The sequence below is a fragment of the Guptibacillus hwajinpoensis genome (assembly GCF_020171785.1).
Classification (GTDB): Bacteria; Bacillota; Bacilli; order Bacillales; family Guptibacillaceae; genus Guptibacillus; species Guptibacillus sedimenti.
The window spans coordinates 264631-289894 of the sequence record NZ_JAIVAE010000004.1 but is presented as its reverse complement, the minus strand read 5'-3'; the positions used below and the strand labels follow the sequence as shown (position 1 = coordinate 289894).

The following is a 25264-nucleotide window of genomic DNA, read 5'->3' as shown; positions in this document are numbered from 1 at the left end:
TCATCCCTCCGCCAAGCTACGATCAAGGACATTTGATTTGATTTCGTAACCCGCACTGTACTTCACACGTTCGTTGTTAACATAGAGTTCATTATCAAGCGCCATAGTCATTTCTCCATGCTGGATGTCTTTATAACTCCACTCAGTTGCACCAATTCTCACATGAGATTCAAGCATTTGACGCTTAAACAATTGAAAAGAACCAACTTCTTTTGCTGAGGAACATTTGACGATGACATGATGCTGGTTTCCGTATGCTCTTACTTCACGATAAGCAATGGCTTGTTCCTTTATTCTTTGAAACCCCTGGTCAAAATAGATCGCCACATAACTTGTCCCTCTTCTCATGAAAAACCAATTACCTTCTTCTTCTATTTCATCTAACTTCCAAAACGGTACGTAAGCATGGATAAACGGAATAAACGGCTCTTTCAAAAGGTATTCAATCATCATCACATTCTCATATTGTCTTATATTCGGACAAATACCATTTCCAGCCCAGAAACTCGGCCTATTCTCGCCGCTATACACATGTTCACCTGGATGATTGATCCAGAATTGTGTATTCTCATCATCAAGCGATACATTCATGACATGCTGCTGATGTCCCTTTAGATATGGATCAAAATGAATAGCAGAACCCATTGCATAATCTTTCGTTTTGTATAAATAGGTGTAAACTTCCTTTTTCCCCTGCTTGTACTCTACACGTAATCCTTTATCATCTGGGATCGTAATCAATTGATTCAGTTCAGGTGGTTCATAACCTGACAAACAGAAAAGCACTGTTGAGCGAAGCGTATTATTTAAGTACCCTTCCTTCCAGGCAATAAAGGCAAGGTTCGTCACTTCTCCAAGTTCCATTGCTTTTAAATCATGTTCATAGACTCGCCCATATGTCGTGGACATTGTTTTGCCATGAAGATTAGCAGCGATCACTGTAAATGTTAAATCAAGGGCCTTTTTTGCAAGTGCTCGAATTTCCTTATCAGGTGCAGCTTCATAAAGACTGAGAAAACCAATTAAATCAATTGGCAGATATGTCGTTGAGTTCCACTCAGCGAATCCATAGTCAAAAAAGATATCGAACCAATCGAGAATACGTTCTTTTCCAATCCGATATTGTTCTTTACCTGTCCGTCCGCTGACACTAAAGGTGTCTTCAGAATAAAGATGACCAGCAAAATACTGCGAGACATGAAAGAGGAATGCGTGATTCTCACTAAAATACCACATCACATCGTTACCAGGCTCATCAATCCAATAGCGAAAACCAGTTGCCAATGATTGTATATCTTGTTTTAACCTTTCTGACAAAAGATGTTTGTATTGAATGGTAAAGCCAAGCAAAGGCGCCAGGCGAAAATCGGCACAATCGCCCTTGTCTTCAATAACTTGAAACCCGCTTCGAATCAAATGATCTGCTTCTTCATTCACATAGCCGTTTAATACAGTCTTTGCCATACCAATATTCATATCATCAAGAGAGAGAGAGGAAAAATAGTTCAAAACCTCTTTCTTTCGAATAGTCAAGTTCTCACTTACGTCCAAAGCATATTGTTTTTTATTATAAAGAGAGGCTACAAGCTGACGATAAATGATGACCCCATTGGATAATTCAATTCCAATATCAAAATACGTAATCCCGGAAACATCGAATTCGTCGATATGACCTAGTGTAACTATATTTTCATCCGAAACTTCATGGAGCGATACTGAAAAGACAGAAGGCTTTTTACCACGTTCATTTGTTTTTTGACCTACTACAGGGTTAAGCAAATGATTATGATTCGTTCTTATGTGCAAACGGTCAACCTGTTTTGTTGCGTCATGACCAAAGTGTAAGCGAATGTCTTCGTCTACAAAAAGGTCTTTCTCAAAATAACTGTTCATCAGAATGTTTTCTACTTCGGTTATTTCTTGAGTAGGTACAGATAAAGGCAAAAATCCTTGTAGCGGCTGGAGGCCTTTGTAAGTCATTTCATAAAAATAATTCACATCACGTTCAGCTAAATCTTCAAAACAAACCGTTATTTCATTCACACCCTTTTGAAGATAAAGCTCTACTTCAGTAGAAGAAGGCTGATTTCTTGTAAAAGGTTCGTATTTGAGCTGATCCTGACTGTTCACCCAAATTTCTACCCCTCCACAAGTTGTCAGCTGAAAAGGAAATGCCCCGTCTTGTGTGGAGTTAATGAAGGTTTTAGCGTAGGTACGCATCGTATGAGGAGTCGCAATGAAAGAAGAAAACTCAACCCTTGGATTTTCAAATGGAAAGTATATACGATCAAAATTTTCACACGAAGGATCCACCACTTGGTCACGTCTCTGTTTTAAAAACTGCTTTCTTACCGGATATTCAACCTGGACATATTCTTCTGTTAAATTAACTGGCTCATCAAATGTTTCAGGCTTGGACTTGAACGGTTCAATCACGGTGTTTGTAAGTAACCAGCGGTTAAGTGACATGCCTGTTTTGATATCGAAGTAAAAGCGGTGTGTCATGCTAGGTTCCTTCCTTTCCAGGTACAGTTATTGGCGACTCCCCACGGGGCAGCCGCCCACTTTAGATTACTTAGCGTACGTTTCCGTATATGTTTTTTCAATTTCTTCGATTGCTTCGTCTATTGTTTGCTCACCGTTAAGCATTTGTACGACATTATCCTTAATGACATTAGTAGCGGTTCGATCCGAAGTAAGTTGAAGCAGAATTTGCTCTGATTTCAATTTTGATGCAATGGGATCAGACGATTCAATTTCATTTTGATACACTTCATACGAATCGTTACGTAGTTCGTATTCTACTTCGGCATCTTCTACAACAGGTAAATAACCACCAAGTTTAGCAAGCTGCTCATAGTTGTCCTTCTCATATAACCAGCTAATAAATTCCCGTGTTTCTTCTTCCTGACCGGATCCTTCAAAACCTACAATGTAGTTTCCACCAAGATTTGTTGAGCGAACCTCTTCGTATGGCATATAAACTGATGCCCATTCGAAATCTTTAATGTTGTTGGCGAAATCTGTTACCTGCCAAACTCCAGACATATAGGCTGCTACTTGACCACTTTTAAACATAGAAGCAGGATCTTCCCCAGCTGTCCATACAGACTTTGGCATAATCGAATCATCATTCAAATCCACAAAGTATTCTAGTCCTTCTTTTGTCTCTTCATTAGTTGTATAGGCTCCATCTTCTTCATAGAAACCTTTGCTTCCGAATTGGAAAAGCATTGTCGATAACCGGTGCTCGGACTGATCCATAACTAGTCCATATCTTGCATCGGTCTTTTCTTTCACAGTTTCCAATGCCTTAACAAATTCATCCCATGTCCAGATATCCTCTTCGCTTGTAGGATATGAAACACCAGCTTCGTCAAATAAATCTTTGTTAATAAAAAGACCAACAGCAGTTAAATCAAGCGGAAGTGCTTTTGCTTCATCTTCTAACTGGATAATGTACTGATCATTTACGTTATTTTCTTTTGCTATTTCTGAAAGATCCATTAAACTATCACGCCAGGTTGGCTGCATCCCTGTTACTCTAGCAAGCGCTGGTGGTTGATCTGACTGAACCATGTTATTAATCCTAGTGAAAATATCACTATAAGGTACATCGACTACTTCTATTTCAACACCTGTTTCTTCTGTATATTTCTCAGACATCTTTGTTAGAGCAGAGCCTTCAATCGTATCCCCCGATACATAGAATTGAAGTTTTTCATCTGCACTACCTGAACTGTTTGAAGAACACGCCGCCATTGTAACAACCAGTAAAATAGCCGTAACAAACCTCACAAGTATTTTCAATTTGTTCTCCCCTTTTAAATTAGAATATTCCGTTATTTTATCACTCACCATGAAGAAGATTATATATCATAAAAAACATTTATTTATACGCCCCTTAAAGTAAGCGCTTACTTTAAGGGGGGAACTATCTAAATATCCATTAACTAACCCTTGGGTATCACCATTTTACCTATAAAATAATTATAAATGGTAATGAGATATGTGAAAATAAGTTGGATTTTAAATCGAAGTTTCAGGTAAGCGCTTACCCATTTGGCGAAATCGCATAATGATTTCTTGCCCTTGCTACTTCATGTACAAATTCTCGCGCTCGTTCTTCTAATTCTTGAAACGCTCTCACATTCACCAATTTTTCTGGTTTTACGAGAGGGCTTCCTACTCCAACTGCTGTAGCTCCTGCCTTAATAAACGACGAAACATTTGATAGGTCAATTCCACCAGTAGCTACTAACGGGATATGAGCGAGCGGTCCTTTAATATTTTTTAAATAATTAGGTCCAAGTGTGCCACCTGGAAAAACCTTTATCATATCAGCTCCGTATTCATAGCCTTTCAATATTTCTGTAGGGGTCATAGCTCCAGGAACACTGATGATCCCATACCGCTTTGCGACTTTGATTGTATCTCTATTTACAGTTGGAGAGAATATGAATCTAGCTCCTGCCATAATTGCTGCTCTAGCAGTTTCTGAATCTAGAACGGTTCCAGCTCCTACAATAACTTCCTCTCCCATTTCAAGGGAGGTTTTTTCGATCATCGTAAGTACTTGAGGGGTTTCAACCGTGATTTCAATTGCCTTGATTCCACCCTTATAGAGGGACTGTGCGATGGGTATAATCGTTTCTGGTGTCGCTCCTCTAATGACAGCCACTACTCCTGTATCTTTTATCTCCTTTAAAAAATCCATTCGTCTCTCCTTTAGTCAACTAATTATCGAATAATATCCACTCGTTCTTTATTATTGATAAAATCCTGAACTTCATCTTCATCAGGAAGACCTTCGAAATCACCTTCAACCTGAGTCACAAGAGCTCCAACCGCGTTTCCTTTTTCTACCGCTTGCTTTAAAGAACGGTGTTGAAGAAGTCCTGAAATAAATCCTGCCGCAAATCCATCTCCCGCCCCTACCGGATCTACAACTGAAGCGATGGGGAATGCTGGTACAAAACCACTTTCATAACGAGAGAAATAATAGGCTCCCTCTGCACCAGCTTTGAGAATCACTGTTTTTGCACCAAGATTAAGAAATAAGTTACCTAGCTTATTAGGGTTTTCTTCACCAAACAGAAACGTTCCTTCTTCTACTCCGGGCAAAATAATATCTGATTTAGAGGCTATGTCTAAAAGGACTTCTCTAGCACGCTCTTCTCCCCAAAGTTTGCGTCTAAGATTAGGATCAAAGACTACTGTCACATCGTGTTTTTTTGCAAGAGTAATTGCCTTATTAATCATTTCATAACAGCTATTACTCAAGGCAGGTGTAATCCCACTAATATGAAGGTAAGTTGCTTGCGACAAGTAACTTTCGTTCAAATCACTTGGTTCTAATTTACTTGCTGCTGAACCTTTTCGATAATATTCAACTCTTACATCTTCACTATTCCGAATCTCTTTAAAGTAAATTCCCGTTGGTGCAGAAGCATCTATTTTCACCTGACGAACATCGATCGCTTCGCCTCTTACGAAAGAAAGAAGAGCTTTTCCAAACTCATCATTTCCGACCTTACTAATCCAACCGACTTCATGCCCTAGTCTTGCAAGGCCGATGGCAACGTTTGTTTCAGCTCCCCCAAACTTCCGTGTATAGGTCTCTGCATATCGCATTCTGGGAGAGGATTGAGGGGTGAACAAAACCATCGATTCTCCGATTGTCACTACGTCCATCTGGCCACCTACTCTCGCCTTTTCATTAATACGTTATTTTAGTTCATCCATTTCCACTTTGTCCATATCAGTAAAAGTATAATTTTCGCCGGCCATTACCCAAATAAACGTATAGTTGTTTGTTCCAACTCCTGAGTGAATAGACCATGGAGGTGAAAGGACTACCTGTTCGTTTTGAACAATCATATGTCGTGTATCATTTGGTTGTCCCATAAAATGAAATACTCGTGAGTCCTCATCCATATCAAAATACAAATACGCTTCCATTCGACGATCGTGAAGATGAGGTGGCATGGTATTCCACATGTTATTAGGTGCTAGTAACGTCATTCCCATCATTAATTGACAGCTTTGAATACCTTCGGCGTGAATGTACTTGTAGATGGTACGTTTGTTTGATTCAGCGTTATCACCGAGATGCGTTGGCGTCGCTTCCTCAATTGGGAGTTTCTTCGTTGGATACTGCTTATGGGCGGTAGCAGATGCGAGATAAAAACGAGCAGGTTTATTTGTCTGAGTACTTTCAAGAAGCACTTCCTGGTTCCCCATTCCAACATACAAGCAGTCCCGCTTATTCAGTTCGTACACTTCACCATCCACTGTAACTTTGCCAACAGTATCTTCAATATTAATAATGCCTACCTCTCGTCTTTCAAGAAAATAATTCGTTTTTAGTGTTTCTTGATCTTCTAACTTCAAAGGTTTATTCGTTGGAATCGCTCCACCAGTAATGACACGATCATAGTGAGAGTAAACCATATTAATTTCGCCTTCTTTAAATAACGATTCAATCAGAAATTCCTCTCTTAATCGTTCACCATCATATCCTTTTGCATCTGTTGGGTTCGTTGCATGTCTAATTTCCATTTGATAAACAAACTCCTTTTCAATAAATTATGAACTCATCCAGCCGCCATCAACGCAAAGAATATGACCATTTACGTAATTCGATGCTTCTGAGGCTAAATATATTGCTGCTCCAGCTAAATCTTCTGGTGTCCCCCATCTTCCTTGAGGAATTCTCGACGTAATATAAGCACTACGGTTTTCATCATTTCGAAGAGGGGCCGTGTTATCTGTTGCCATATACCCTGGAGCGATAGCGTTTACATTTATCCCTTTACTGGACCATTCATTAGCAAGTGCTTTCGTCAATCCCGCAACCGCATGTTTACTTGCTGTATATGCTGGAACATTTAAACCACCTTGAAATGAGAGCATTGATGCAATGTTAATGATTTTTCCGGTCCCCGCTTCTAGCATGTGCTTACCAACTTCTCTACTAAGTTGGAAAACCGCGTGCTGATTTACGTTTATAATTGAATACCAATCTTCGTCACTAAAGTTCACGGTTTCAGATCGATGAATAATACCCGCATTGTTAACTAAAATATCAATTTGCTCTTCTTTTTGGAATGCGACATCAGCTAATTCAATTGCAGCATTAGGCTGTGATAAATCCGTAATCACTTCATAAAATGTGCCCCCAATTGCGTCAATCTTTGCTTTTGTTTCCTCTAGAGACTTCGTACCAACACCGATAATAGTGGCTCCCGCTTTTGCTAGACCCACCGCCATCCCCTGACCAAGACCACGACTCGCTCCGGTTATTAAAGCGACTTTTCCATCAAGTGAAAATAGGTTGTCCATCGACACGCCTCCCTCCCTAAACATCCTTTTTTGTTCATCTTTGTTCGAATTAGTTCGATTATAACATCCGTACATATTTAGAACAACTAAATATTCTGAATTTATTGTCGTTTTTTATATTTTTGCTTTTATTACTTTTATTCCACGACTTATTAATTGCTTTTCAATCTCTTTATCAAGCCTAGAATCCGTTATGATTACGTCGACGTCGCTTAGATCAGCAAATTGAATGAGAGCTATTTTTTCAAATTTAGAAGAATTCACGACAAGTATGGAATTGTCTGCAGTTTTTAATAATTCTTTTTTCCAGTCTACGAAAAGACTGTTAAATACCGTTAAACCATGATCAATAGAAACACCAGTTGATCCAAAAAACAGATGATTTACTCTCATTGTATGGAGTGATTGAGTCGCGTGAGCACTCATAAGAGAAGATGAATTTGGGATCCGAGTGCCACCAGGGATAATCAATTGGATTTGCTCTTTGCTAGAGAGTTCATTTGCAATTTGAATATCATTGGTGATCACTGTTACTGGAAATTCACCAAGCATCCGAGCTACAGCTAGAGTGGTGCTTCCTCCGTCCATTAAAATCGTATCTTGTGCACTTACTTGCTCCACTGCTTCTTTCGCTATCGCTTGTTTCACTTCACTATTAGCCGACTGTCGCTCATTTATTGGCAGAATTCTTTCTCCCACATCTGCTAGAATGGCTCCCCCATGAATACGCTTTAAAATCCCTCTATTCTCAAGCTGTTCGAGATCTAACCTCACCGTTTTCTCCGTCACATTAAGAAGGTCGCTTAACTCTGTTACTTTTACTGTTTCATTCTTTTCAAGTTGTTCAATAATTCGTTTATAACGATCGATCGATAGCATTTCTTCCCCTCCAGATTCATGATATTATTCACATTACACTGATAAACGAACAAAAACAAACAACCCCACCAAAGAAATTCCCTAAATTGAAATTTCTTTGGTGGGGTTGAAAAGGGGAGTCAGGCTCGAGCCTGACTCCCTTCCATAATCTCTCCATTAAAAGTTGCAGTCGTTCCCCTTATAATAAGTGAGGGTTTAAATAACACTCGCTCTCTTGTTACTACACGTTTATGTATTTCCTCGATCAACACGTCAACAATCTTTCGCCCCATTTCCTCAATTGGTTGAGAAATTGTTGTGAGAGCAGGTACAGTAGTGGTGGCTAGAATGGTATTGTCAAAACCAACTATGGATAAATCTGAAGGCACCTGAATTCCCAATTCTCTTGCTCCCTGGATGGCGCCTATGGCAATGAGATCATTGCATGCAAAGATTGCAGTGGGCGGATGCTCACGCTTAAGCAACTCTTTTACACACTTTGCTCCATTATCGAGAGAAGCCGTTGTTCTCAACATATTCTCTTCTATTAAGGGTACTCCAAAAGCTTCAAACGCATCTCGATACCCAAACGTTCTCATTCGACTACTGTGGACGTCTTCTCCTATAATAGCGATATTCCGGTGACCAAGTGATAATAAATGTGAGGCTGCATCATATCCACCTTTGTAATCATCCACAGATACTGTGGTTACATCAAGAGAAGGATCGTCGAACGAAAGCATAGCTAGCGGCATCTTATTTCGTTTTAATTCATCTAATAAGCTTTTATCTCGAAAGCCAGAAGCGATAATTAATCCATCTACCTGCTTTCTTTGTAATAGCTCAATATATTTCCTTTCTTTCTCCGATTGATCGTCTGTGCTACACATTATGACACTCATTCCTCGATCATGAGCACGATCTTCAATTGTGCGGGCCATTTCTGAAAAGAATGGGTTTGAAATATCGGGAACTAATAGCCCCAGGGTTTCCGTTCGCTTCCCAGTTAAAGCAGAGGCAACGACGCTTGGATGGTAGTTTAGCTGCTTCATCGTCTCAAGTACTTTGATGCGTGTCGCTTCACTAATTTTACCGGTATGGTTAATAACCTTAGAAACAGTGGCAATTGAAACACCAGCTGCTTTCGCTACATCATAGATTGTGGCTTTCAATTATTCTCCTCCTTTCTTTGCAAACTTCTCTATTCTTCTATTTTTTATCATACCATTTATGTAGCATCCTTGGCTTCTTGGACGAGCTATGCGAAAAGCAGGCTGAACGCTCAGCCTGCTTAAACGACAACCGTATGGGGGTTATTGTGAATAAGTTGACGCTTTTCAAAGGATTCCTTACAAGCATAGCCAAGCCTTGTCGATTCCACGCCATCCTGAACAGTCACCGCAGGCTGTCGATCTTCGAGTATACAAGTAATAAATTCTTCTACTTCACTACGATAGGCTTGCTCGAAACGCTCAAGGAAACCATCAACGCATTCCTGTACCGCTCCCAACTCATTAAAGAGAACGACTTGATTGCGTTCAGGGACCGTTCCAATTCGAAGACTTCCCTTTGTCCCAATGATTTCGGTTTCAATATGATAACCATGGGCACAGTTCCGTCCAGCTAGAAAAACACCAATTGCGTTGTTTTCAAAGCGAACCATGGCTGCTCCTGTCTCAGCATCTTGAAGAGCGTCAAACTCTTTCCGCTCATATCCTCCGCCGATCGCCCATACTTCTTTCCCTTCTGTTCCAAGATACCAGCGGGCAAGGTCAAGGTCATGAATCGCCATATCTAAAAAGAGTCCTCCGCTATAATTAGCTTCAGCAAATTGAAGAAAGCTATCTATTTTAGCTGCAGGATCAAGACCGTAGCAGCGAATAAAAATCGGATCTCCAATTTCACCACGCTCAATCTTCTCTTTAGCTGCCAAGTACGATTTATCATAACGACGCATAAATCCAAGCATGAAAATCTGATTCGGATGCGCCTTTACAGCTTTTTCTACGGCGATCGCTTCTTCTAAATATAATCCTAATGGCTTCTCACTGAACACGTGAAAACCTGCTTCAAGCGCGAGCTGGATCTGATTACAATGAAAACCAGAAGGAGAAGCAATAAAGATCGCATCCAGTTCTTTGTTCTTGAGCATTTCATCATAGGCAGTGTAGCCATATGGAATTTTCCATTTAGACTGAACTTCCAACACTTCTTCTTCAACCACACTACAAACAGCGGTTAGCTCACAATTTGGAATGCGGAAAGCTAAATTCTCCGCATGCTGTCTGCCAAGTCGTCCAAGACCGACGATTCCAACTTTTACTTTTTCCATATGATGACCTCCTACACTCCTGCAGTTTCTTTCAAATACTGGCGCGCCATGAGTGCGTATTCAAATGGATTGGCAATCGCAGGATCTTGCTCTGCTTCAACGAGAAGCCAGCCTGTGTAGTCTGATTCTCCAATCATTTTAAGAATAGGAGTGAAATCAATATCTCCGTTACCTGGCACGGTAAACACTCCTTCTCTAACTCCTTTTAGAAAACTAAGCTTTTCTTCTTTCACTCGAGTAGCAATCGGATTTCGCACATCTTTTAGATGAATATGTTGAATACGATGCTGAAATTCCCCCAACACCTCAAGAGGATCTTCACCAGAAAAATACAAATGTCCTGTATCATATAGAAGGTGGACCTTCTTTGGATCGGTCATCTCCATCAGTCGATTAATTTCATCTGCAGTTTGAACACCCGTTCCCATATGATGATGAAAAACGAGCTTCATGTCCTTCTCATGTGCCCGCTCCCCAAGCCGCTCGAGACCAGAAGCAAGTCGTTTCCATTCTTCTTCTGAAAATGTTGGCTTCTGTTCAAAAAGCGGAACCTCTTCTCCCTGAATGCTTTTTCCTTGTTCTGATACGACAATAACCTTTGCTCCCATTTCATGAAGAAAATCACGATGTTCAAGGAAGGATTTTTCCGTTATTTCATATGGTTTTGTTGTGAGGTAAGCACTGAACCATGCGCTTACAATTTCGATATTTCGTATGGACAAAGCTCGTTTTAATACAAGCGGGTCTCTAGGATATTTATTGCCGATCTCCGTCCCAGAAAATCCCGCTAACGCCATTTCACTCACGCATTGTTCAAATGTAATTTCTTTCCCAAGCTCCGGCATATCATCATTTGTCCATCCGATTGGCGCAATGCCTAGCTTTACACTATTTTCACGAAACATGATTTCCCCCTTAATAGCGACGTGCGATTTCTAACTGTTTTTCCTTTTCTTTATAAGCTTGTTGGATCGCTTCCTTCTTCGACGTTTCAGCTACGCCAACGTGCCACCATGAGCCATAGCCATCCGTCATCGTCTTAGGCAAAACTTTAATGTCAATAAGCGTTGAAACGTTCTGCTGCTTCGCATCTTCTATCGCTGTTTTCAGTTCATCTATTGTTCGAACAGAATAGGTTTTCACCCCATATCCGCTCGCACTTTTCGCAAAATCAATTGGCATTAACTCACCAGTTAACTGCTGATTTTCCCGCTTCCGAAATTCAGTCCCAAAACTCCCCATGCCATTGCCCATCTGCAAGTTATTAATACAGCCAAACCCGGCGTTATCAAAAAGAATGACGTTAATTTTAAGCCCTTCTTGTATGCTAGTAACTAGTTCGGAGTGGAGCATCATATAGCTTCCGTCTCCAACCATGGCATATACTTCCTGATCTGGAGCTGCCATTTTTGCTCCAAGCGCTCCAGCAATTTCATATCCCATACAAGAGTAGCCATATTCCATATGGTACGTGTTCGGGGTATGACTCACCCACATGCGCTGGAGATCTCCTGGCAAACTACCTGCTGCACCTACAACAATCGCATTTTCAGCAATAGAACGGTTAACCTCTCCTAGAACTGCTGTCTGTGTAAGTGAAGACTTAAGAACTTGTTGATACTCGGATAAATCAAGTTGACTCTCTATTTCAGGTTGATAGTTTTCGTCTTCATAGTTCGTCTTATATAATCGCTCAAGTTCATCTTGCCACTCTGCTTTCGCTTGCTCAATCTGATTTCCATAAGTAGTGAAATAAGTGCCAAGATGATCATCTAATGCTTCAAGCGCCGTTTTGGCATCCGCCACTAAAGTTGTCGCATCCAATTTATTGGCATGATAGTCTGATAGATTAATATTTAAAAAAGAGACGTCGCTGTGTTGGAAAAGCTGCTTGGATGACGTTGTGAAATCAGAGAAGCGCGTACCTACTCCTATAACAAGATCTGCTTCTCTCGCCAAATCATTTGCTGCTTTGTTTCCTGTTACACCTACTCCACCAAGGTTATAAGCGTGAGTGCTTTCTACAGCACTTTTACCTGCCTGTGTTTCAGCAAAAGGAATATGGTATTTTTCTGCGAATGCCTTTAATTTCTCGCCTGCTTCAGAATAGCGGACACCCCCGCCGCAAATAATGAGCGGCTTCTTTTTTGAACGAATCAATTGAACAGCTTCATTTAGTTCTGTATCACTTGGTTGTTTTCGATTTAAACGATGTACCCTTTTCTTAAAGAAGCTCTCCGGATAATCATATGCTTCCCCCTGAACATCTTGAGGAAGAGCAATCGTAACAGCACCTGTATCTGCAGGGTTTGTTAAGACACGCATGGCGTTTAACATGGCTGTCATCAGCTGTTCTGGTCTCGTAATTCTATCCCAATATTTACTCACGGGACGATAGGCATCATTCGTCGTGATGCTTGCATCATGGGTTTGTTCTACCTGTTGCAATACTGGATCTGGCTGACGAGAAGCAAAGGTATCACCTGGTAGAAGAAGTAAAGGCACATTGTTTGCTGTCGCAGTAGCGGCAGCTGTGATCATATTTGCTGCGCCAGGGCCGACCGAGGAAGTGCATGCAATTAGTTGCTTTTGATGATTCTGCTTCCCAAATGCTGTCGCAGCATGCGCCATTCCCTGTTCGTTACGCCCTTGATAAACTTCTAGATCCCCAGAATCTTCTTCTAGAGCCTGACCGAGTCCAAGAACATTGCCGTGTCCAAAGATGGTGAAAATCCCTCTGAAGAGCTTCTGCTCCTCTCCGTCTCGATCCATATACTGTTGATTCAAAAATTTTATGAGTGCTTGAGCCATTGTCATTTTCAAATGATCACCTCCAAGAAAATAAAGAAAAAATCAACTTAAAAATAGATAACCCTTCACCAAGCAATAAAGCCGGACGGTCTGCACCTATCCGGCTATTCTTTTTTATACCCAGCGCGTTGTGACGACTTTTTTGCGCGTGTAGAATTCCACTCCGTCAGAACCGTTAGCATGAAGGTCACCATAGAACGAATCTTTCCACCCAGAGAATGGAAAGAAGGCCATCGGTGCCGGCACGCCAATGTTAATTCCAAGCATACCTGCATCAATCGTTTCTCGGAATGTACGTACTTTACCACCGTGGTTTGTGAACAGACAAGCACCATTAGCAAAGCGGGATTGATTTGTTAGCTCTACCGCTTCTTCCAGATTTTTCACACGAGAAATGGAAAGAACCGGAGCAAAAATTTCGTCCTGCCAGATTTTCATTTCACTCGTTACATTATCAAAAATGGTCGGTCCAACGAAATAACCTTCTCGTTGAATATCCTGATCCTTACGACCATCGCGAATCAGCTTCGCTCCTTCTTTTTCACCTGTTTCAATGTATTGAAGCGTCCGTTCTTTGTGCTGGTCACGAATAACTGGTCCTAGGAAAACATCGTCCTCCAGGCCATTCCCAATTTTTATTTCATTCGACTTCTGAACGAGCGTTTCGATAAACTGATCAGCTACACTTTCTTCTACAGCGACAACCGAGCAAGCCATACAACGCTCGCCAGCCGAACCAAAAGCGGCATTTAACACCTGCGTTGCTGCATTTTCTAAATTAGCATCTTCAAGAATAATCGAATGGTTTTTAGCACCTGCTAGCGCTTGAACACGCTTAAGGTTTTCTGTTCCTTTTTTGTAGACGTATTCTGCCACTGGTTGAGAGCCGACGAACGAAATCGCTTTTACTTGTTTATGTTCAAGAAGACCGTTCACCACATCATGAGCGCCATGCACAATATTAAATACGCCTTTCGGAAGTCCTGCTTCTTCAAGAAGCTCTGCCAGACGATTAGCAAGAAGAGGCGTGCGTTCAGATGGCTTCATAATGAAGGTATTTCCAGTTGCGATTGCCATCGGAAACATCCAGCATGGGACCATCATTGGGAAATTAAATGGTGTAATGCCACCAACAACCCCAATTGGATAACGGTAAACACCTGACTCTAACCCTGTTGCAATTGACGGAAGCTGTGAGCCCATTGTTAATGTCGGAGCACCCGCAGCAAATTCAACACACTCAATGCCACGTTGTACTTCTCCCTTTGCTTCTTTCACATTTTTTCCGTTTTCAATTGTAATTAACTCAGCAAGCTGATCCCAGTTATCGACGAGGAGCTGCTGGTACTTAAATAGAATTCGTGCACGACGAGGAACTGGGACTTCACTCCATGTTTTGAATGCTTCCTTCGCAGTCGCTACTGCATGACCAAGGTCTTCCTTTGTGGAAATCGGAACTTCCGCAATGACTTCTCCTGTTGCGGGATTATATACCGACTGATATTCCTTTGTTTTTGAATCAATCCATTCTCCACCTACATAGTTTTGAATTGTTTTTACCGCTGTTTTTGTCATATTATTTCCTCCTAAAATTAGACTGGTTGGAATTCTGTTGTACGAATTTTTTCATCAACTTCTTCTCTCGTTGGCATTGCTTCCGAACAACTGTGTTTTGAGATAACAATGCTCGCTGAAGCGCTTCCATATTTCATCGCTTCAGATAAATCCCATTGATTTAATAGTCCATATATAAATGCAGAAGCATAAGAATCACCAGCACCGAAGGTTTTCAGAACTTTTGTTTTAAAAATTCCGCCACGATGTGCACTACCGTCTTTCGAGTAAGCGATCGAACCTTCCCCACCGTGCTTGATTACGACGACTTCCGCTTGATGATTGAACCATTTTTGAGCGGTACGGTGATCACTTTTATCCTCTTTTTCAAATTGTTCCATCATATTAAACTCTTCTCTTGTTCCAATAATCACATCACACTTTTCAGCAGCAAGATTATAATAGATGGCTGTCTCTTTGGCTGAATTCCAACTGTAAGGACGATAGTCAAGGTCAAAGATCACGATTACGTCATGTTTGCGGGCGTATTCAAGAGCAAGAAAAACAGCTTCTCTTGAAGGACTTTGGGAAAGGGCAGTTCCTGAAATTAAGAGTGATTTGGAATTCTTAATATAGTCTTCTGAAACATCTGTTGTTTCAAGTTTTAAATCAGCTACGTTATCTCGGTACATAAGAATGCTACATTCCTCAGGACTTTTAATTTCCGTAAAGGCTAGACCCGTTACAGCTCCTGTCTGGTCCTTCACGACACTTGACGTATCGATTTTGTTCCTTTCAAGATAATCAACGATGTAGTTTCCCATTTGATCACTTGAGACCTTCCCAATAAATCCGCTTTTTAACCCAAGTCGCGCTGCACCTATAGCAATGTTTGCTGGTGAACCTCCGACGTATTTCGTAAAAGAAGAAGTTTCTTCCATCGGTCGATTGATCTCATTTGCATTTAAATCAATACATAGTCTTCCAAGTCCGATCAAATCAATGGGACGATCTTTTTTGAACTCAAGGTGATACATTCCATTCCCTCCATCTCGTTAGGTTAAGCGCTTACCTTGTTGGCATTATTTCATTACGTTTTCAAATAGCCATTCATGATCCGGATCGTTATGAAATTTCCATGTTCTTTTTGGACCAGCCATTACATTCAAATAATAGGATTCATATCCTGGAACAGATGAAACCGGATGATAGCCTTCCGGAACGAGAACGACATTTTCATTCTCAACGCTAATTGTTTCATTTAAGCTGCGAGTATCGTTATACACTCGTTGGAACACGAACCCTTGAGGTGGATTAAGTTCATGGTAATAGGTTTCTTCGAGATAGGATTCACGTGGTAAATTATCACGATCATGCTTATGAGGTGGATAGCTTGAAGTGTTTCCATCAGGCGTATAAACTTCTACTACTAGCAAACTGTCCGCCTCTTTTTGCTCGGGCAAGATATTGTGAATTTTACGAGACATCTTTCCATGTCCCCGATCTTCTACACCAACATCCTCTGGAGAAATTAGTCTTGCTTGATAGGAACCTTTCCCTGGTGCCGAGCAGACAGCGAGTTTCATATCACTTAGTGCTCTTACTTCATAATAGTCATCATTTGGAATATAAACCGAATACGGTGGAATTTTCTCAAAAACACTCATCCGCTTTCCGATGTTCTTAAAACTTTCTTCCTTTGTTTGAACATCAGCTTTCCCGCTTAACAAGACAAGACAAACTTCTTGATTGTTCGTTTTCTTCTTTAACGTACTCCCAGCTTCTAACGAGTAAACTTCAAATCCTACATAGTCCCATCCCGCTGATTCAGGAGTTACCCTAAGAACATGGCCATCTTCAGCTTCTTTGTTCGGTTTAATAAGCAATTGAGACATCATCAACATCCTCCTTCACAAGATTAAAGGTAAGCGCTTACCTTATCTACAGTCGAGTCTACAACATGAAGTTTAAAAATTCAATCTATTTTTACTGGACAAAACTCAGAAATGGCAACAGTTCGGCCTTCTTTCCAAGATAAACGTGCTGCCAACGCAAGGTTTTCAGCCTGTAATCCATCATAACCACTGCACGTTAACGGCTTATTCTCCAAAAGAGACAATGCAAAATCTCTCACTTCTTCGACATAGGCATCTTTATACCGATCAAGGAAAAAATGCTTAGGATGAGCACTTGAAATTGCTTCTTTTGTACAAATTTGTACAGTCGTGTTGTGTTCATTCTCTGCGGAAACAACCCCTTTATTACCAAAAACTTCGATCCTTTGATCATATCCATATGCTGCCTGACGGCTATTATCAATTACCCCAAGACTACCATCTTCAAATGTCAGGGTAATAATAGCTGTATCCACATCATCATGCCGCATGAATTTCTCATCAATGAGATTGGCAGCCTTCACTGTGACATCAATAACCTCTTTACCAGACAAATAACGGATCATATCAAAATCATGGATTGTCATATCCATAAACATACCGCCTGAGCGCTGAATGTATTCTTCAGGGGGGGCTTCTGGATCTCGTGAGGTTACTTTAATCACATGTGGTAATCCTATTGTGCCTGCACGAACGGTTTCATAGACTTTTCGAAAGTGTTTATCATAACGACGATTGAAACCAACTTGGAACTTCACTCCCGCATCATTGACTACCTGAAGGGCTTCCCGCGTTTCTTGAAGTAGGAAACTAATAGGTTTTTCACAAAACACGTGCTTTCCTGCTCGAGCAGCTCGCTTAATAAAATCGGCATGTGTATCAGTGGATGAACATATAAAAATTGCATCAAGGTCTGGATCCATAAAGAGGTCATCAGGATTATCCGTAAGCAGTGCCTCTTGTTCATAGTGCGTTCCCTTTAAGTGAGAAAGATGAATATCTGAAATGCTTTTCAATTTATAGTACGGTGATGAAACTAAGTTATCGGCGTGTAATTGTCCAATTCGACCTGCTCCGATAATACCTACAGTTACTTTTGACATGGTAGATCCCCTTTCTTTATAACGAAGATTGCTTAAGTGATGGATTGAACTCTGCTTGATTTTCTTCTTTTCTTTGTTTCCTATTCGTATTTCTCCAGAACCAGAATACACCGCCTATTAAGATAAGCGTTCCAAGCATGAAAATGAACGACATTGGCGAATACTCTGCACTTGTTTCTGCCACTCCAATTGGTGAGAAGAAAGCATATACCCCGATCATTAAAACCAATATAAATACGGAAAAAACCTTTGCGTGCTTCCAGGGTGTAAGATCCACTTTTTTAGAATCATACAGCTCGTAGGCCGTTGATCTTGGACGTAGTTTTCCAACGAGCACCATAACAAAAACGTTAAGTGGGAAGAGTATTGATAGTACATAGAGAAAGTTCACATTGCCAAGGAAAAACTTTGATAGCGCATACACAATGATATGAACGACGATCGTTATTTTTGGCGCACTTGAAGGAACGTGCTTACTGAAGAAGCCTACTACTACCATCGCTATGATCGGGATATTATAAAAACCGAACATCTCTTGAAGATAGTAATACAATCCCGAAGGTGCAAAAATAATGAAAGGAGCTACGATTACTGCAACAGCTGCAAGACCTCCTGCAAAAATCCTCCCAACTTTGACTAGCTCTCGTTCTTTTGCATCTGGTTTAAACATTGGACGATAAATGTCTAGCGTAAATAGAGTGATGGAACTGTTTAACGCTCCATTAAAAGAACTTAAAATCGCTCCAAAGAGAACGGCAGCTAAAAATCCTGATAATGCGAGCGGTAGAACATCTGTCACTAGCGCCGGATAGGCCATATCAGCATTTTTAAGTCCTCCTTCTCCATAAAGTAAGAAAGCTATAATGCCGGGTAGAACAAGGAAAAAGGCACCAAATATTTTAAAGAAACCAGCGTAGAGTACACCCTTTTGCCCCTCTGCAAGGTTCTTGGCTCCTAATGTTCGTTGAATGATTGCCTGATTTGTACACCAGTAAAAAAGGTTATTAAAAAGAAGACCCGTTAGTAGAACCGTCCATGGGACAGAAGATTCGTGATTGCCAATCGCATTCAACTTCGCCGGATTTGCATGAAGTAGTTTATCTACTCCATCAACCAGGTTTCCTCCACCGAGAGCGACTAATGCAAGAAAAGGAATCATAAACCCGCCAATAATTAAGCCAACACCGTTAATTGTATCGCTAATGGCACAAGCTCGGAGACCACCAAAAATCACATAACAGCAGCCAATAATCCCAATTGCTAATGCAACGATCATAACAGTTGTAAATTGACTTGTTCCGCTAATGCTAGATAAGGAGAAAATGCTATCCAACACTAGAGCACCTGAGTAAAGGACGGTAGGTAAATAGGCTACTGCGTAACCTAAAAGAAAAAGAATCGAAACAATTTGTCTCGTTCTAAGATCATACCTTTGTTCTAAAAAGTCTGGAATGGTTGAAATCCCTGCTTTCAAATACCTTGGTAGAAAGATAAAAGCCATGAAGATAAGGGCAATAGGAGAAGTTACTTCCCAGGCCATTACGACCATAGATTCTCCAAAACCTTGACCATTCAATCCCACCATTTGTTCTGTCGAGAGATTTGTTAAAATGAGTGACCCTGCAATAACTATCCCTGTTAAACTTCGACCAGCAAGAAAATACCCATCCGAACTCGTTAAGTCGGTTTCTCTCGTCTTATACCATGAAAACCAGGCAACAAAAACGGTATAAATTAGAAAACTACTAACAATAACCCACATCATAGGCGACGTCCTCCGTTTTCTTAAAATTAATAAAGGGACTTGATCATTGAACAAAACTGGATGAACTATCTTTGCCACTTTAATTTTATCTACCACAAAGGAAAGCGCTTACCTAAACACTAAAAAAAGAGTGGATTCACTTTACTATTTAGATAACCATTTGAAATAGATTTCTTTTCTACTACCAGCTATACAGCTTTCAAATTGTTTAAAACACTAAATATAACCAATCTCCTCTCAAAAAATTATAAAAGAAAGCGCTTACCTTGTTTAGTATAGGATATGTCTTGGAAGTCCGCAATACATTTTTAGATTTTTCTGAAATATACTATCATTCATATTGTTTATTACTGATTAAATCGAATATGAATATTTGTACGTACTATTGACCGAATAATAAGTTTATTGTTATGATACTAAGCAATGAAAGTGTTTTATTTGTACGTACTTAAATAAGCTTTGAGGAGGCTTTTATTCTATGCTAACCACTAAAAGATACGAACTTTGGTTTGTCGTTGGTAGCCAACATCTATATGGGAAAAAAACCTTAGATGAAGTAGCAGAACATAGTGAAATGATGGTATCTGCTATGAATGAGGAGTTTAATGAGCACTTTACTATCGTGATGAAGCCAGTTATGACAAATGCAAACGATATATATCAGTTATGCCTCGAAGCAAATCGAACCGCTCACTGTGCGGGTTTACTTACTTGGATGCACACCTTCTCTCCAGCCAAGATGTGGATACGTGGTCTAAAATCACTAACCAAACCTCTTCTCCATCTTCACACTCAGTATAATCGCGACCTTCCATGGGACTCAATTAACATGGATTTCATGAATTTAAATCAGTCTGCACATGGGGATCGGGAATTTGGGTATATGAATGCACGCATGAAAACCCGTCCTAAAGTCGTTGTTGGACACTGGCAAGATCGGAATGTGATTAACGAAATTAAAAGATGGGCGACAAGTGCCCTAGCATTCAATGAAAGTCACGCTATTAAAGTAGCTCGATTTGGTGACAACATGAACCATGTTGCTGTAACAGATGGTGATAAAGTGGAAGCTCAAATTCAATTTGGCTGGCAAGTTGATGGATTTGGCATAGGCGATCTTGTTGCAAAAATGGAAGCGCTAACAGAAGAGGAAATTGATTCATTAATGGCTGAGTATGAAACAATCTATAAATTTGACGGTCCACTTCAGGTCGACGGACCAGAACGGGACGCCGTTCGTGAGCAAGCAAAAATTGAACTAGGTTTAGAGTACTTTTTGAAAGAAGGGCAATATACTGCCTTTACCACAAATTTTGACACCTTACATGGAATGAAGCAATTACCTGGTCTAGCCGTCCAAAGATTAATGGCCAAAGGGTATGGGTTTGGCGGAGAAGGAGATTGGAAAACAGCTGCCCTTTTACGCTTAATGAAAATAATGTCTGGTGGAAAAGAAACATCATTTATGGAAGATTATACGTACCATTTAAAGCCTGGAGAAGAAGGAATCCTTCAATCCCACATGTTGGAAGTTTGTCCGACGATTGCATCAGATCAACCGCGCGTCGAAGTACACCCCCTTGCCATTGGAGGAAAAGAAGATCCGGCTCGCCTCGTCTTTAATGCACAACCAGGAAAAGGGATATGCGTGACCGTTATTGACATGGGAGAACGTTTTCGTTTCATTGTGAATGATGTAGAAACGATCGAAATGACAGAGAATATGCCGCATCTTCCAGTTGCACGAGCCTTTTGGAAACCAGCTCCATCTTTACATGAATCTGCAAAAGCTTGGATACTAGCTGGAGGTACCCACCATACAGCCTATTCCACTCAATTAACTTATCAACACATTAAAGATTATGCAGAGATGACTGGCAGTGAATGCTTGCATATTGGCGAGAAGTTCAATTTGGATGACTTCACTAACGAATTAAAATGGAATGAACTCTACTATAAATTTATGTAATTGGAGGAGAATGTAATGAGTCACTATACGATTGGCATTGACTATGGCTCCCTTTCAGCCAGGGCTGTCCTAGTTGATATTAACGATGGAAAAGAATTAGCTTCAGCCGTTTATGAATATCCCCATGCTGTCATGAGTGAGTATTTGCCTGATTCAAAGGTAAAACTTGGCCCAGATTGGGCTCTACAGCATCCAGAAGATTATCTTAATGTACTCCGGCAGACAATTCCTTCAGTTATAGAGAAAAGTAATGTTCATTCCAGTAACATTGTAGGCATTGGCATTGATTTTACTTCCTGTACGATTATGCCTGTTTCTAGAGAAGGAAAAGTGCTTGCTCAATATGAAAAATACAAAACAGAGCCACATGCATGGGTAAAACTTTGGAAACATCACGCCGCTCAACCAGAAGCAGATTTAATCAATAAGATAGGCAAGAAATACGGGTTTCTTAGCCGCTATGGTGGAAAGATTTCATCTGAATGGATGTTTCCAAAAGTACTTCAAATTTTAAATGAAGCGCCCCATCTCTATCATGAGACGAATTCTTTTTTGGAAGCAGCCGATTGGATTACACTTCAATTAACAGGCAACTGGATCCGTAACAACTGTACTCTCGGATTTAAAGCTCTGTGGGATGAGCAACATGGCTTCCCAGAAAAAGCATTTTTTAAGGAACTTCATCCTGACATGGAAAATGTCATTGAAGAAAAATTCGGTGGCGAAATTCGCAAAATAGGAGAAAGTGCTGGTCCCCTTTTGCAAGAGTGGTCTGAAGCATTAGGACTGTCTCCAAATACGAAAGTCAGCGTTGGAAATGTGGATGCTCATGTATCTGCTTCTTCCTCTAAAGTTGTTGATGAAGGAAAAATGCTCATGATTATGGGGACGTCAACTTGTGACATTACATTAGGTTCAGAAAAAAAGGAAGTGGAAGGAATGTGTGGTGTTGTAAAAGATGGCGCCATTCCAGGCTATTATGCATATGAATCAGGGCAAAATGCAGTAGGTGATATTTTCGATTGGTTTGTACGTACTTATATTAACCAAACATATGAAGATGAAGCGAACTTACAAGGCATCTCCATACACGAGCTTTTAGAAAAGAAAGCTTCTGTCCTTAAAGCAGGAGAGTCAGGAATGGTGGCGCTTGATTGGTGGAACGGAAATCGATCTGTCCTTGTAGATACCAATTTAACTGGGCTTATGCTTGGCATGACTCTTGCTACTAAACCAGAAGAGATTTATCGAACGCTAATTGAAGCGACCGCTTTTGGCAAAAGACGGATTATAGATTCATTTGCTAAATCTGGCATTGAAATAAAAGAGTTATATGCTTGTGGTGGGCTGCCACACAAAAATCGGTTACTGATGCAAATCTACGCTGACGTATGTCAGCTAGAGATTAAAATTGCCTCATCCTTGCAAGCTCCTGCTCTTGGGTCGGCTATATTTGCTGCTGTAGCAGCAGGGTATTATGAATCCCTTCAAGAAGCTTCAGACAAAATGGCATCGCTTAAAGAAGAAGTCTTTAAACCAATTCCGGAGAATTCTAAAATCTATGATCAGCTTTATGCGGAATATATCCAACTTCATGACTATTTTGGTAAAGGGGAAAACGATGTCATGAAGCGACTTAAAAAACTGAAGCTATCTATCCTAGACCAGCAAACGATTCATGCTTAACTACTTCGAAAGCGGAAAGGAGCCATCTAATGTTAGAAAAGCTAAAGCAAGAAGTGTATGAGGCAAACCTTGAAATCGTCTCAAAAGGACTTGTCCTCTATACTTGGGGAAATGCAAGTGGCATTGATCGTGCAACAAACTCAGTCGTCATTAAACCTTCAGGTGTCTCCTATAAGGCGATGAAAGCAACTGATATGGTTGTCGTTGATTTAGAAGGAAATATCCTAGAAGGAAATTATAAGCCTTCTTCCGACACTGCAACCCATCTAGAATTGTATAAAGCTTTTTCACATATTGGGGGGATTGTACACACTCATTCAACATGGGCTACAATTTTCGCACAAGCTGGAAAACCCATTCCTCCACTTGGAACGACACATGCTGATTACTTTTATAACGAAATTCCATGTACTCGCAAAATGAAAAAAGAAGAAATCGAAAATGAATACGAAAAAAACACGGGTAAAGTCATTGTGGAAGCTTTTAATCTGATAAATGCCCATGAGTCTCCTTCTGTTCTTGTTCATGAACACGGTCCATTTTGTTGGGGGAAATCTCCAGAAGAGGCTGTTTTTAATGCAGTGGTTTTAGAAGAAGTAGCCAAAATGGCTTATCATACACACCAACTAAAGCTAATTAATAATGAACAAGAAATGCAATCGGGATTGTTAGATAAACATTATTTACGAAAGCATGGAAAAAATGCTTATTATGGTCAAGCTAATTCTCATTCAGGTGCATAACAATTAGACCCGTAAGGTTTGTAATTTTAGCAGCGATATCCTATATTTAATGAATACGCTTAACGAATATCTGCTCAGCCACCTATCTGGCAAAACAAGAGAAAGGGGTGGGAACATGGAGCGTGCTTCGACTTCACCAAAATATACAATTATTGAAAAACATTTTAAAGAGTTAATTTCGAATGGTGAAATTCAACCAGGTGACCAACTACCAACAGAGAATGAACTTGTGGAACAATTTGGGGTTAGTCGCCATACTATTCGCCGTGCTTTCACAAATCTCGAGCACGAAGGGTATATCGATCGCGGTAGAGGAAAAGGAACATTTTGCTCGTTTAACTTTGGAACAAAAAAAACAAAATCGAAGACTATTGCCATTATTACAACCTATATTTCTGATTACATCTTCCCACGAATCACGAGCGGAATTGAAGAAGTACTTAGTTCAAAAGGATATCATTTTCTTCTATTGAATACCAATAACAACAAAGAAAAAGAACAAGAGTGTCTTCGCAAAGCTCTCGAACTTAACGTGGCTGGGGTGATTATTGAACCGACGCTAAGTGCGAAGGAAAACACAAACAAAAGTTATTTTAGAGAGCTTGAAAAAAAGAACATCCCATATATCATGATCAACTCAAAATATGAGGAAGTTCATCCTTCATACATTGTCTTAGATGATCTTGATGGAGGTTACAAACTGACAAACCATTTAGTTGAACTTGGACACCATAAAATCGCTGGGATATTTAAATCAGATGATGCTCAGGGAGTGAATCGGTATCTTGGATACGCAAAATCTCTCATAAGTGCTGACCTTACAATGAATAATTCGTTTGTAGGTAAATATAAAACTGAAGAAAAAGAGGTTTTTGGGTACAATTTTGCGAAGGAACTCTTGTTGCAAGAGGATCATCCCACTGCATTTGTTTGCTACAATGATCAGATAGCTTTACAAGTGATTCAAGCAATCAAAGAAGCTCAACTGATAATTCCAAACGATATTGCAGTCGTTGGCTTTGACGATTCTTATATTGCTACAGCTACAGATGTGAAGCTAACTTCAGCGATTCACCCAAAAGAGGTGATGGGAGAAAAAGTTGCAAAGGGAATCGTCGATCTAATTGAAGGAAGGATCAACGAATTTCGGTACACATTATCTCCGGAAATTGTTGTGCGGAATTCTACTTTAAAAAACTAGTTT

The 25264-nt window shown here is 40.3% G+C and carries 20 protein-coding genes; 4 read left to right on the top strand and 16 right to left on the bottom strand.

Going from position 1 to position 25264, the window contains the following annotated elements:
• From LCL91_RS08650 to LCL91_RS08575, 16 genes are all read right to left on the bottom strand, one after another.
• Positions 1-2505 (bottom strand): hypothetical protein, encoded by a 2505-nt coding sequence (locus tag LCL91_RS08650; RefSeq protein ID WP_224881710.1) that lies wholly within the window; start codon positions 2503-2505, stop codon positions 1-3.
• A gap of 66 nt (positions 2506-2571) precedes the next feature.
• Positions 2572-3810: an ABC transporter substrate-binding protein gene (locus LCL91_RS08645; RefSeq protein WP_224881708.1), complete on the bottom strand. Its 1239-nt coding sequence runs from the start codon at positions 3808-3810 to the stop codon at positions 2572-2574.
• A gap of 244 nt (positions 3811-4054) precedes the next feature.
• Positions 4055-4717: a bifunctional 4-hydroxy-2-oxoglutarate aldolase/2-dehydro-3-deoxy-phosphogluconate aldolase gene (locus LCL91_RS08640; RefSeq protein WP_224881706.1), complete on the bottom strand. Its 663-nt coding sequence runs from the start codon at positions 4715-4717 to the stop codon at positions 4055-4057.
• A 23-nt stretch (positions 4718-4740) separates the two neighbouring features.
• Complete coding sequence (locus LCL91_RS08635; RefSeq protein ID WP_224881704.1) at positions 4741-5694, bottom strand: sugar kinase; 954 nt, start codon at positions 5692-5694, stop codon at positions 4741-4743.
• A 33-nt stretch (positions 5695-5727) separates the two neighbouring features.
• Entirely contained in the window at positions 5728-6561 is an 834-nt protein-coding gene (gene kduI, locus LCL91_RS08630) for a 5-dehydro-4-deoxy-D-glucuronate isomerase (RefSeq protein ID WP_224881702.1), read from the bottom strand.
• Positions 6562-6588: 27 nt separating this feature from the next.
• The gene (gene kduD, locus LCL91_RS08625) at positions 6589-7344 is read right to left on the bottom strand and encodes a 2-dehydro-3-deoxy-D-gluconate 5-dehydrogenase KduD (RefSeq protein WP_224881700.1); all 756 of its coding nucleotides are present in this window, start codon (positions 7342-7344) and stop codon (positions 6589-6591) included.
• Positions 7345-7458: 114 nt separating this feature from the next.
• On the bottom strand, positions 7459-8223 hold the full coding sequence (locus tag LCL91_RS08620; protein WP_224881697.1) for a DeoR/GlpR family DNA-binding transcription regulator: 765 nt from the start codon (positions 8221-8223) through the stop codon (positions 7459-7461).
• 119 nt (positions 8224-8342) lie between these two features.
• Positions 8343-9374, bottom strand: coding sequence for a LacI family DNA-binding transcriptional regulator (locus LCL91_RS08615; protein ID WP_224881695.1), 1032 nt, complete (start codon positions 9372-9374; stop codon positions 8343-8345).
• 119 nt (positions 9375-9493) lie between these two features.
• Positions 9494-10534 carry a Gfo/Idh/MocA family protein gene (locus LCL91_RS08610; protein ID WP_224881693.1) on the bottom strand — a complete coding sequence of 347 codons (1041 nt, stop codon included), beginning with the start codon at positions 10532-10534 and terminating at the stop codon, positions 9494-9496.
• Between the two features lie 11 nt (positions 10535-10545).
• Positions 10546-11439 carry a myo-inosose-2 dehydratase gene (gene iolE, locus LCL91_RS08605; RefSeq protein ID WP_224881691.1) on the bottom strand — a complete coding sequence of 298 codons (894 nt, stop codon included), beginning with the start codon at positions 11437-11439 and terminating at the stop codon, positions 10546-10548.
• A gap of 10 nt (positions 11440-11449) precedes the next feature.
• On the bottom strand, positions 11450-13351 hold the full coding sequence (iolD, locus tag LCL91_RS08600) for a 3D-(3,5/4)-trihydroxycyclohexane-1,2-dione acylhydrolase (decyclizing) (RefSeq protein WP_224881747.1): 1902 nt from the start codon (positions 13349-13351) through the stop codon (positions 11450-11452).
• Positions 13352-13459: 108 nt separating this feature from the next.
• A complete protein-coding gene (locus LCL91_RS08595; protein WP_224881689.1) occupies positions 13460-14920 on the bottom strand; it encodes a CoA-acylating methylmalonate-semialdehyde dehydrogenase in 1461 nt (486 codons plus the stop codon).
• A gap of 17 nt (positions 14921-14937) precedes the next feature.
• Positions 14938-15936 (bottom strand): 5-dehydro-2-deoxygluconokinase, encoded by a 999-nt coding sequence (gene iolC / locus LCL91_RS08590; RefSeq protein WP_224881686.1) that lies wholly within the window; start codon positions 15934-15936, stop codon positions 14938-14940.
• A gap of 45 nt (positions 15937-15981) precedes the next feature.
• On the bottom strand, positions 15982-16794 hold the full coding sequence (gene iolB / locus LCL91_RS08585; RefSeq protein ID WP_224881684.1) for a 5-deoxy-glucuronate isomerase: 813 nt from the start codon (positions 16792-16794) through the stop codon (positions 15982-15984).
• Positions 16795-16874: 80 nt separating this feature from the next.
• Positions 16875-17897, bottom strand: coding sequence for an inositol 2-dehydrogenase (gene iolG / locus LCL91_RS08580; RefSeq protein ID WP_224881682.1), 1023 nt, complete (start codon positions 17895-17897; stop codon positions 16875-16877).
• Between the two features lie 16 nt (positions 17898-17913).
• Complete coding sequence (locus LCL91_RS08575; RefSeq protein WP_224881681.1) at positions 17914-19662, bottom strand: solute:sodium symporter family transporter; 1749 nt, start codon at positions 19660-19662, stop codon at positions 17914-17916.
• A gap of 478 nt (positions 19663-20140) precedes the next feature.
• Here LCL91_RS08575 and araA point away from each other — a divergent pair, with 478 nt between their 5' ends.
• The 4 genes from araA (at position 20141) to LCL91_RS08555 (ending at position 25261) form a co-directional block, all read left to right on the top strand.
• Positions 20141-21631 carry an L-arabinose isomerase gene (araA, locus tag LCL91_RS08570; protein ID WP_224881680.1) on the top strand — a complete coding sequence of 497 codons (1491 nt, stop codon included), beginning with the start codon at positions 20141-20143 and terminating at the stop codon, positions 21629-21631.
• A 15-nt stretch (positions 21632-21646) separates the two neighbouring features.
• Positions 21647-23317: a ribulokinase gene (locus LCL91_RS08565; RefSeq protein WP_224881679.1), complete on the top strand. Its 1671-nt coding sequence runs from the start codon at positions 21647-21649 to the stop codon at positions 23315-23317.
• A gap of 29 nt (positions 23318-23346) precedes the next feature.
• Entirely contained in the window at positions 23347-24060 is a 714-nt protein-coding gene (locus LCL91_RS08560; RefSeq protein WP_224881678.1) for an L-ribulose-5-phosphate 4-epimerase, read from the top strand.
• A 115-nt stretch (positions 24061-24175) separates the two neighbouring features.
• Positions 24176-25261, top strand: coding sequence for a GntR family transcriptional regulator (locus LCL91_RS08555; protein ID WP_224881677.1), 1086 nt, complete (start codon positions 24176-24178; stop codon positions 25259-25261).
• Positions 25262-25264 lie beyond the last annotated feature (3 nt).

What these genes read in the sequence shown, in the direction of transcription:
- LCL91_RS08650 (WP_224881710.1), bottom strand. Translation starts at nt 2,505, where the DNA reads ATGACACACCGCTTTTACTTCGATATCAAAACAGGCATGTCACTTAAC.
- LCL91_RS08640 (WP_224881706.1), bottom strand. Translation starts at nt 4,717, where the DNA reads ATGGATTTTTTAAAGGAGATAAAAGATACAGGAGTAGTGGCTGTCATT.
- LCL91_RS08635 (WP_224881704.1), bottom strand. Translation starts at nt 5,694, where the DNA reads ATGGACGTAGTGACAATCGGAGAATCGATGGTTTTGTTCACCCCTCAA.
- kduI (WP_224881702.1), bottom strand. Translation starts at nt 6,561, where the DNA reads ATGGAAATTAGACATGCAACGAACCCAACAGATGCAAAAGGATATGAT.
- kduD (WP_224881700.1), bottom strand. Translation starts at nt 7,344, where the DNA reads ATGGACAACCTATTTTCACTTGATGGAAAAGTCGCTTTAATAACCGGA.
- LCL91_RS08620 (WP_224881697.1), bottom strand. Translation starts at nt 8,223, where the DNA reads ATGCTATCGATCGATCGTTATAAACGAATTATTGAACAACTTGAAAAG.
- LCL91_RS08610 (WP_224881693.1), bottom strand. Translation starts at nt 10,534, where the DNA reads ATGGAAAAAGTAAAAGTTGGAATCGTCGGTCTTGGACGACTTGGCAGA.
- iolE (WP_224881691.1), bottom strand. Translation starts at nt 11,439, where the DNA reads ATGTTTCGTGAAAATAGTGTAAAGCTAGGCATTGCGCCAATCGGATGG.
- iolD (WP_224881747.1), bottom strand. Translation starts at nt 13,351, where the DNA reads ATGACAATGGCTCAAGCACTCATAAAATTTTTGAATCAACAGTATATG.
- LCL91_RS08595 (WP_224881689.1), bottom strand. Translation starts at nt 14,920, where the DNA reads ATGACAAAAACAGCGGTAAAAACAATTCAAAACTATGTAGGTGGAGAA.
- iolC (WP_224881686.1), bottom strand. Translation starts at nt 15,936, where the DNA reads ATGTATCACCTTGAGTTCAAAAAAGATCGTCCCATTGATTTGATCGGA.
- iolB (WP_224881684.1), bottom strand. Translation starts at nt 16,794, where the DNA reads ATGTCTCAATTGCTTATTAAACCGAACAAAGAAGCTGAAGATGGCCAT.
- iolG (WP_224881682.1), bottom strand. Translation starts at nt 17,897, where the DNA reads ATGTCAAAAGTAACTGTAGGTATTATCGGAGCAGGTCGAATTGGACAA.
- LCL91_RS08575 (WP_224881681.1), bottom strand. Translation starts at nt 19,662, where the DNA reads ATGATGTGGGTTATTGTTAGTAGTTTTCTAATTTATACCGTTTTTGTT.
- araA (WP_224881680.1), top strand. Translation starts at nt 20,141, where the DNA reads ATGCTAACCACTAAAAGATACGAACTTTGGTTTGTCGTTGGTAGCCAA.
- LCL91_RS08565 (WP_224881679.1), top strand. Translation starts at nt 21,647, where the DNA reads ATGAGTCACTATACGATTGGCATTGACTATGGCTCCCTTTCAGCCAGG.
- LCL91_RS08560 (WP_224881678.1), top strand. Translation starts at nt 23,347, where the DNA reads ATGTTAGAAAAGCTAAAGCAAGAAGTGTATGAGGCAAACCTTGAAATC.
- LCL91_RS08555 (WP_224881677.1), top strand. Translation starts at nt 24,176, where the DNA reads ATGGAGCGTGCTTCGACTTCACCAAAATATACAATTATTGAAAAACAT.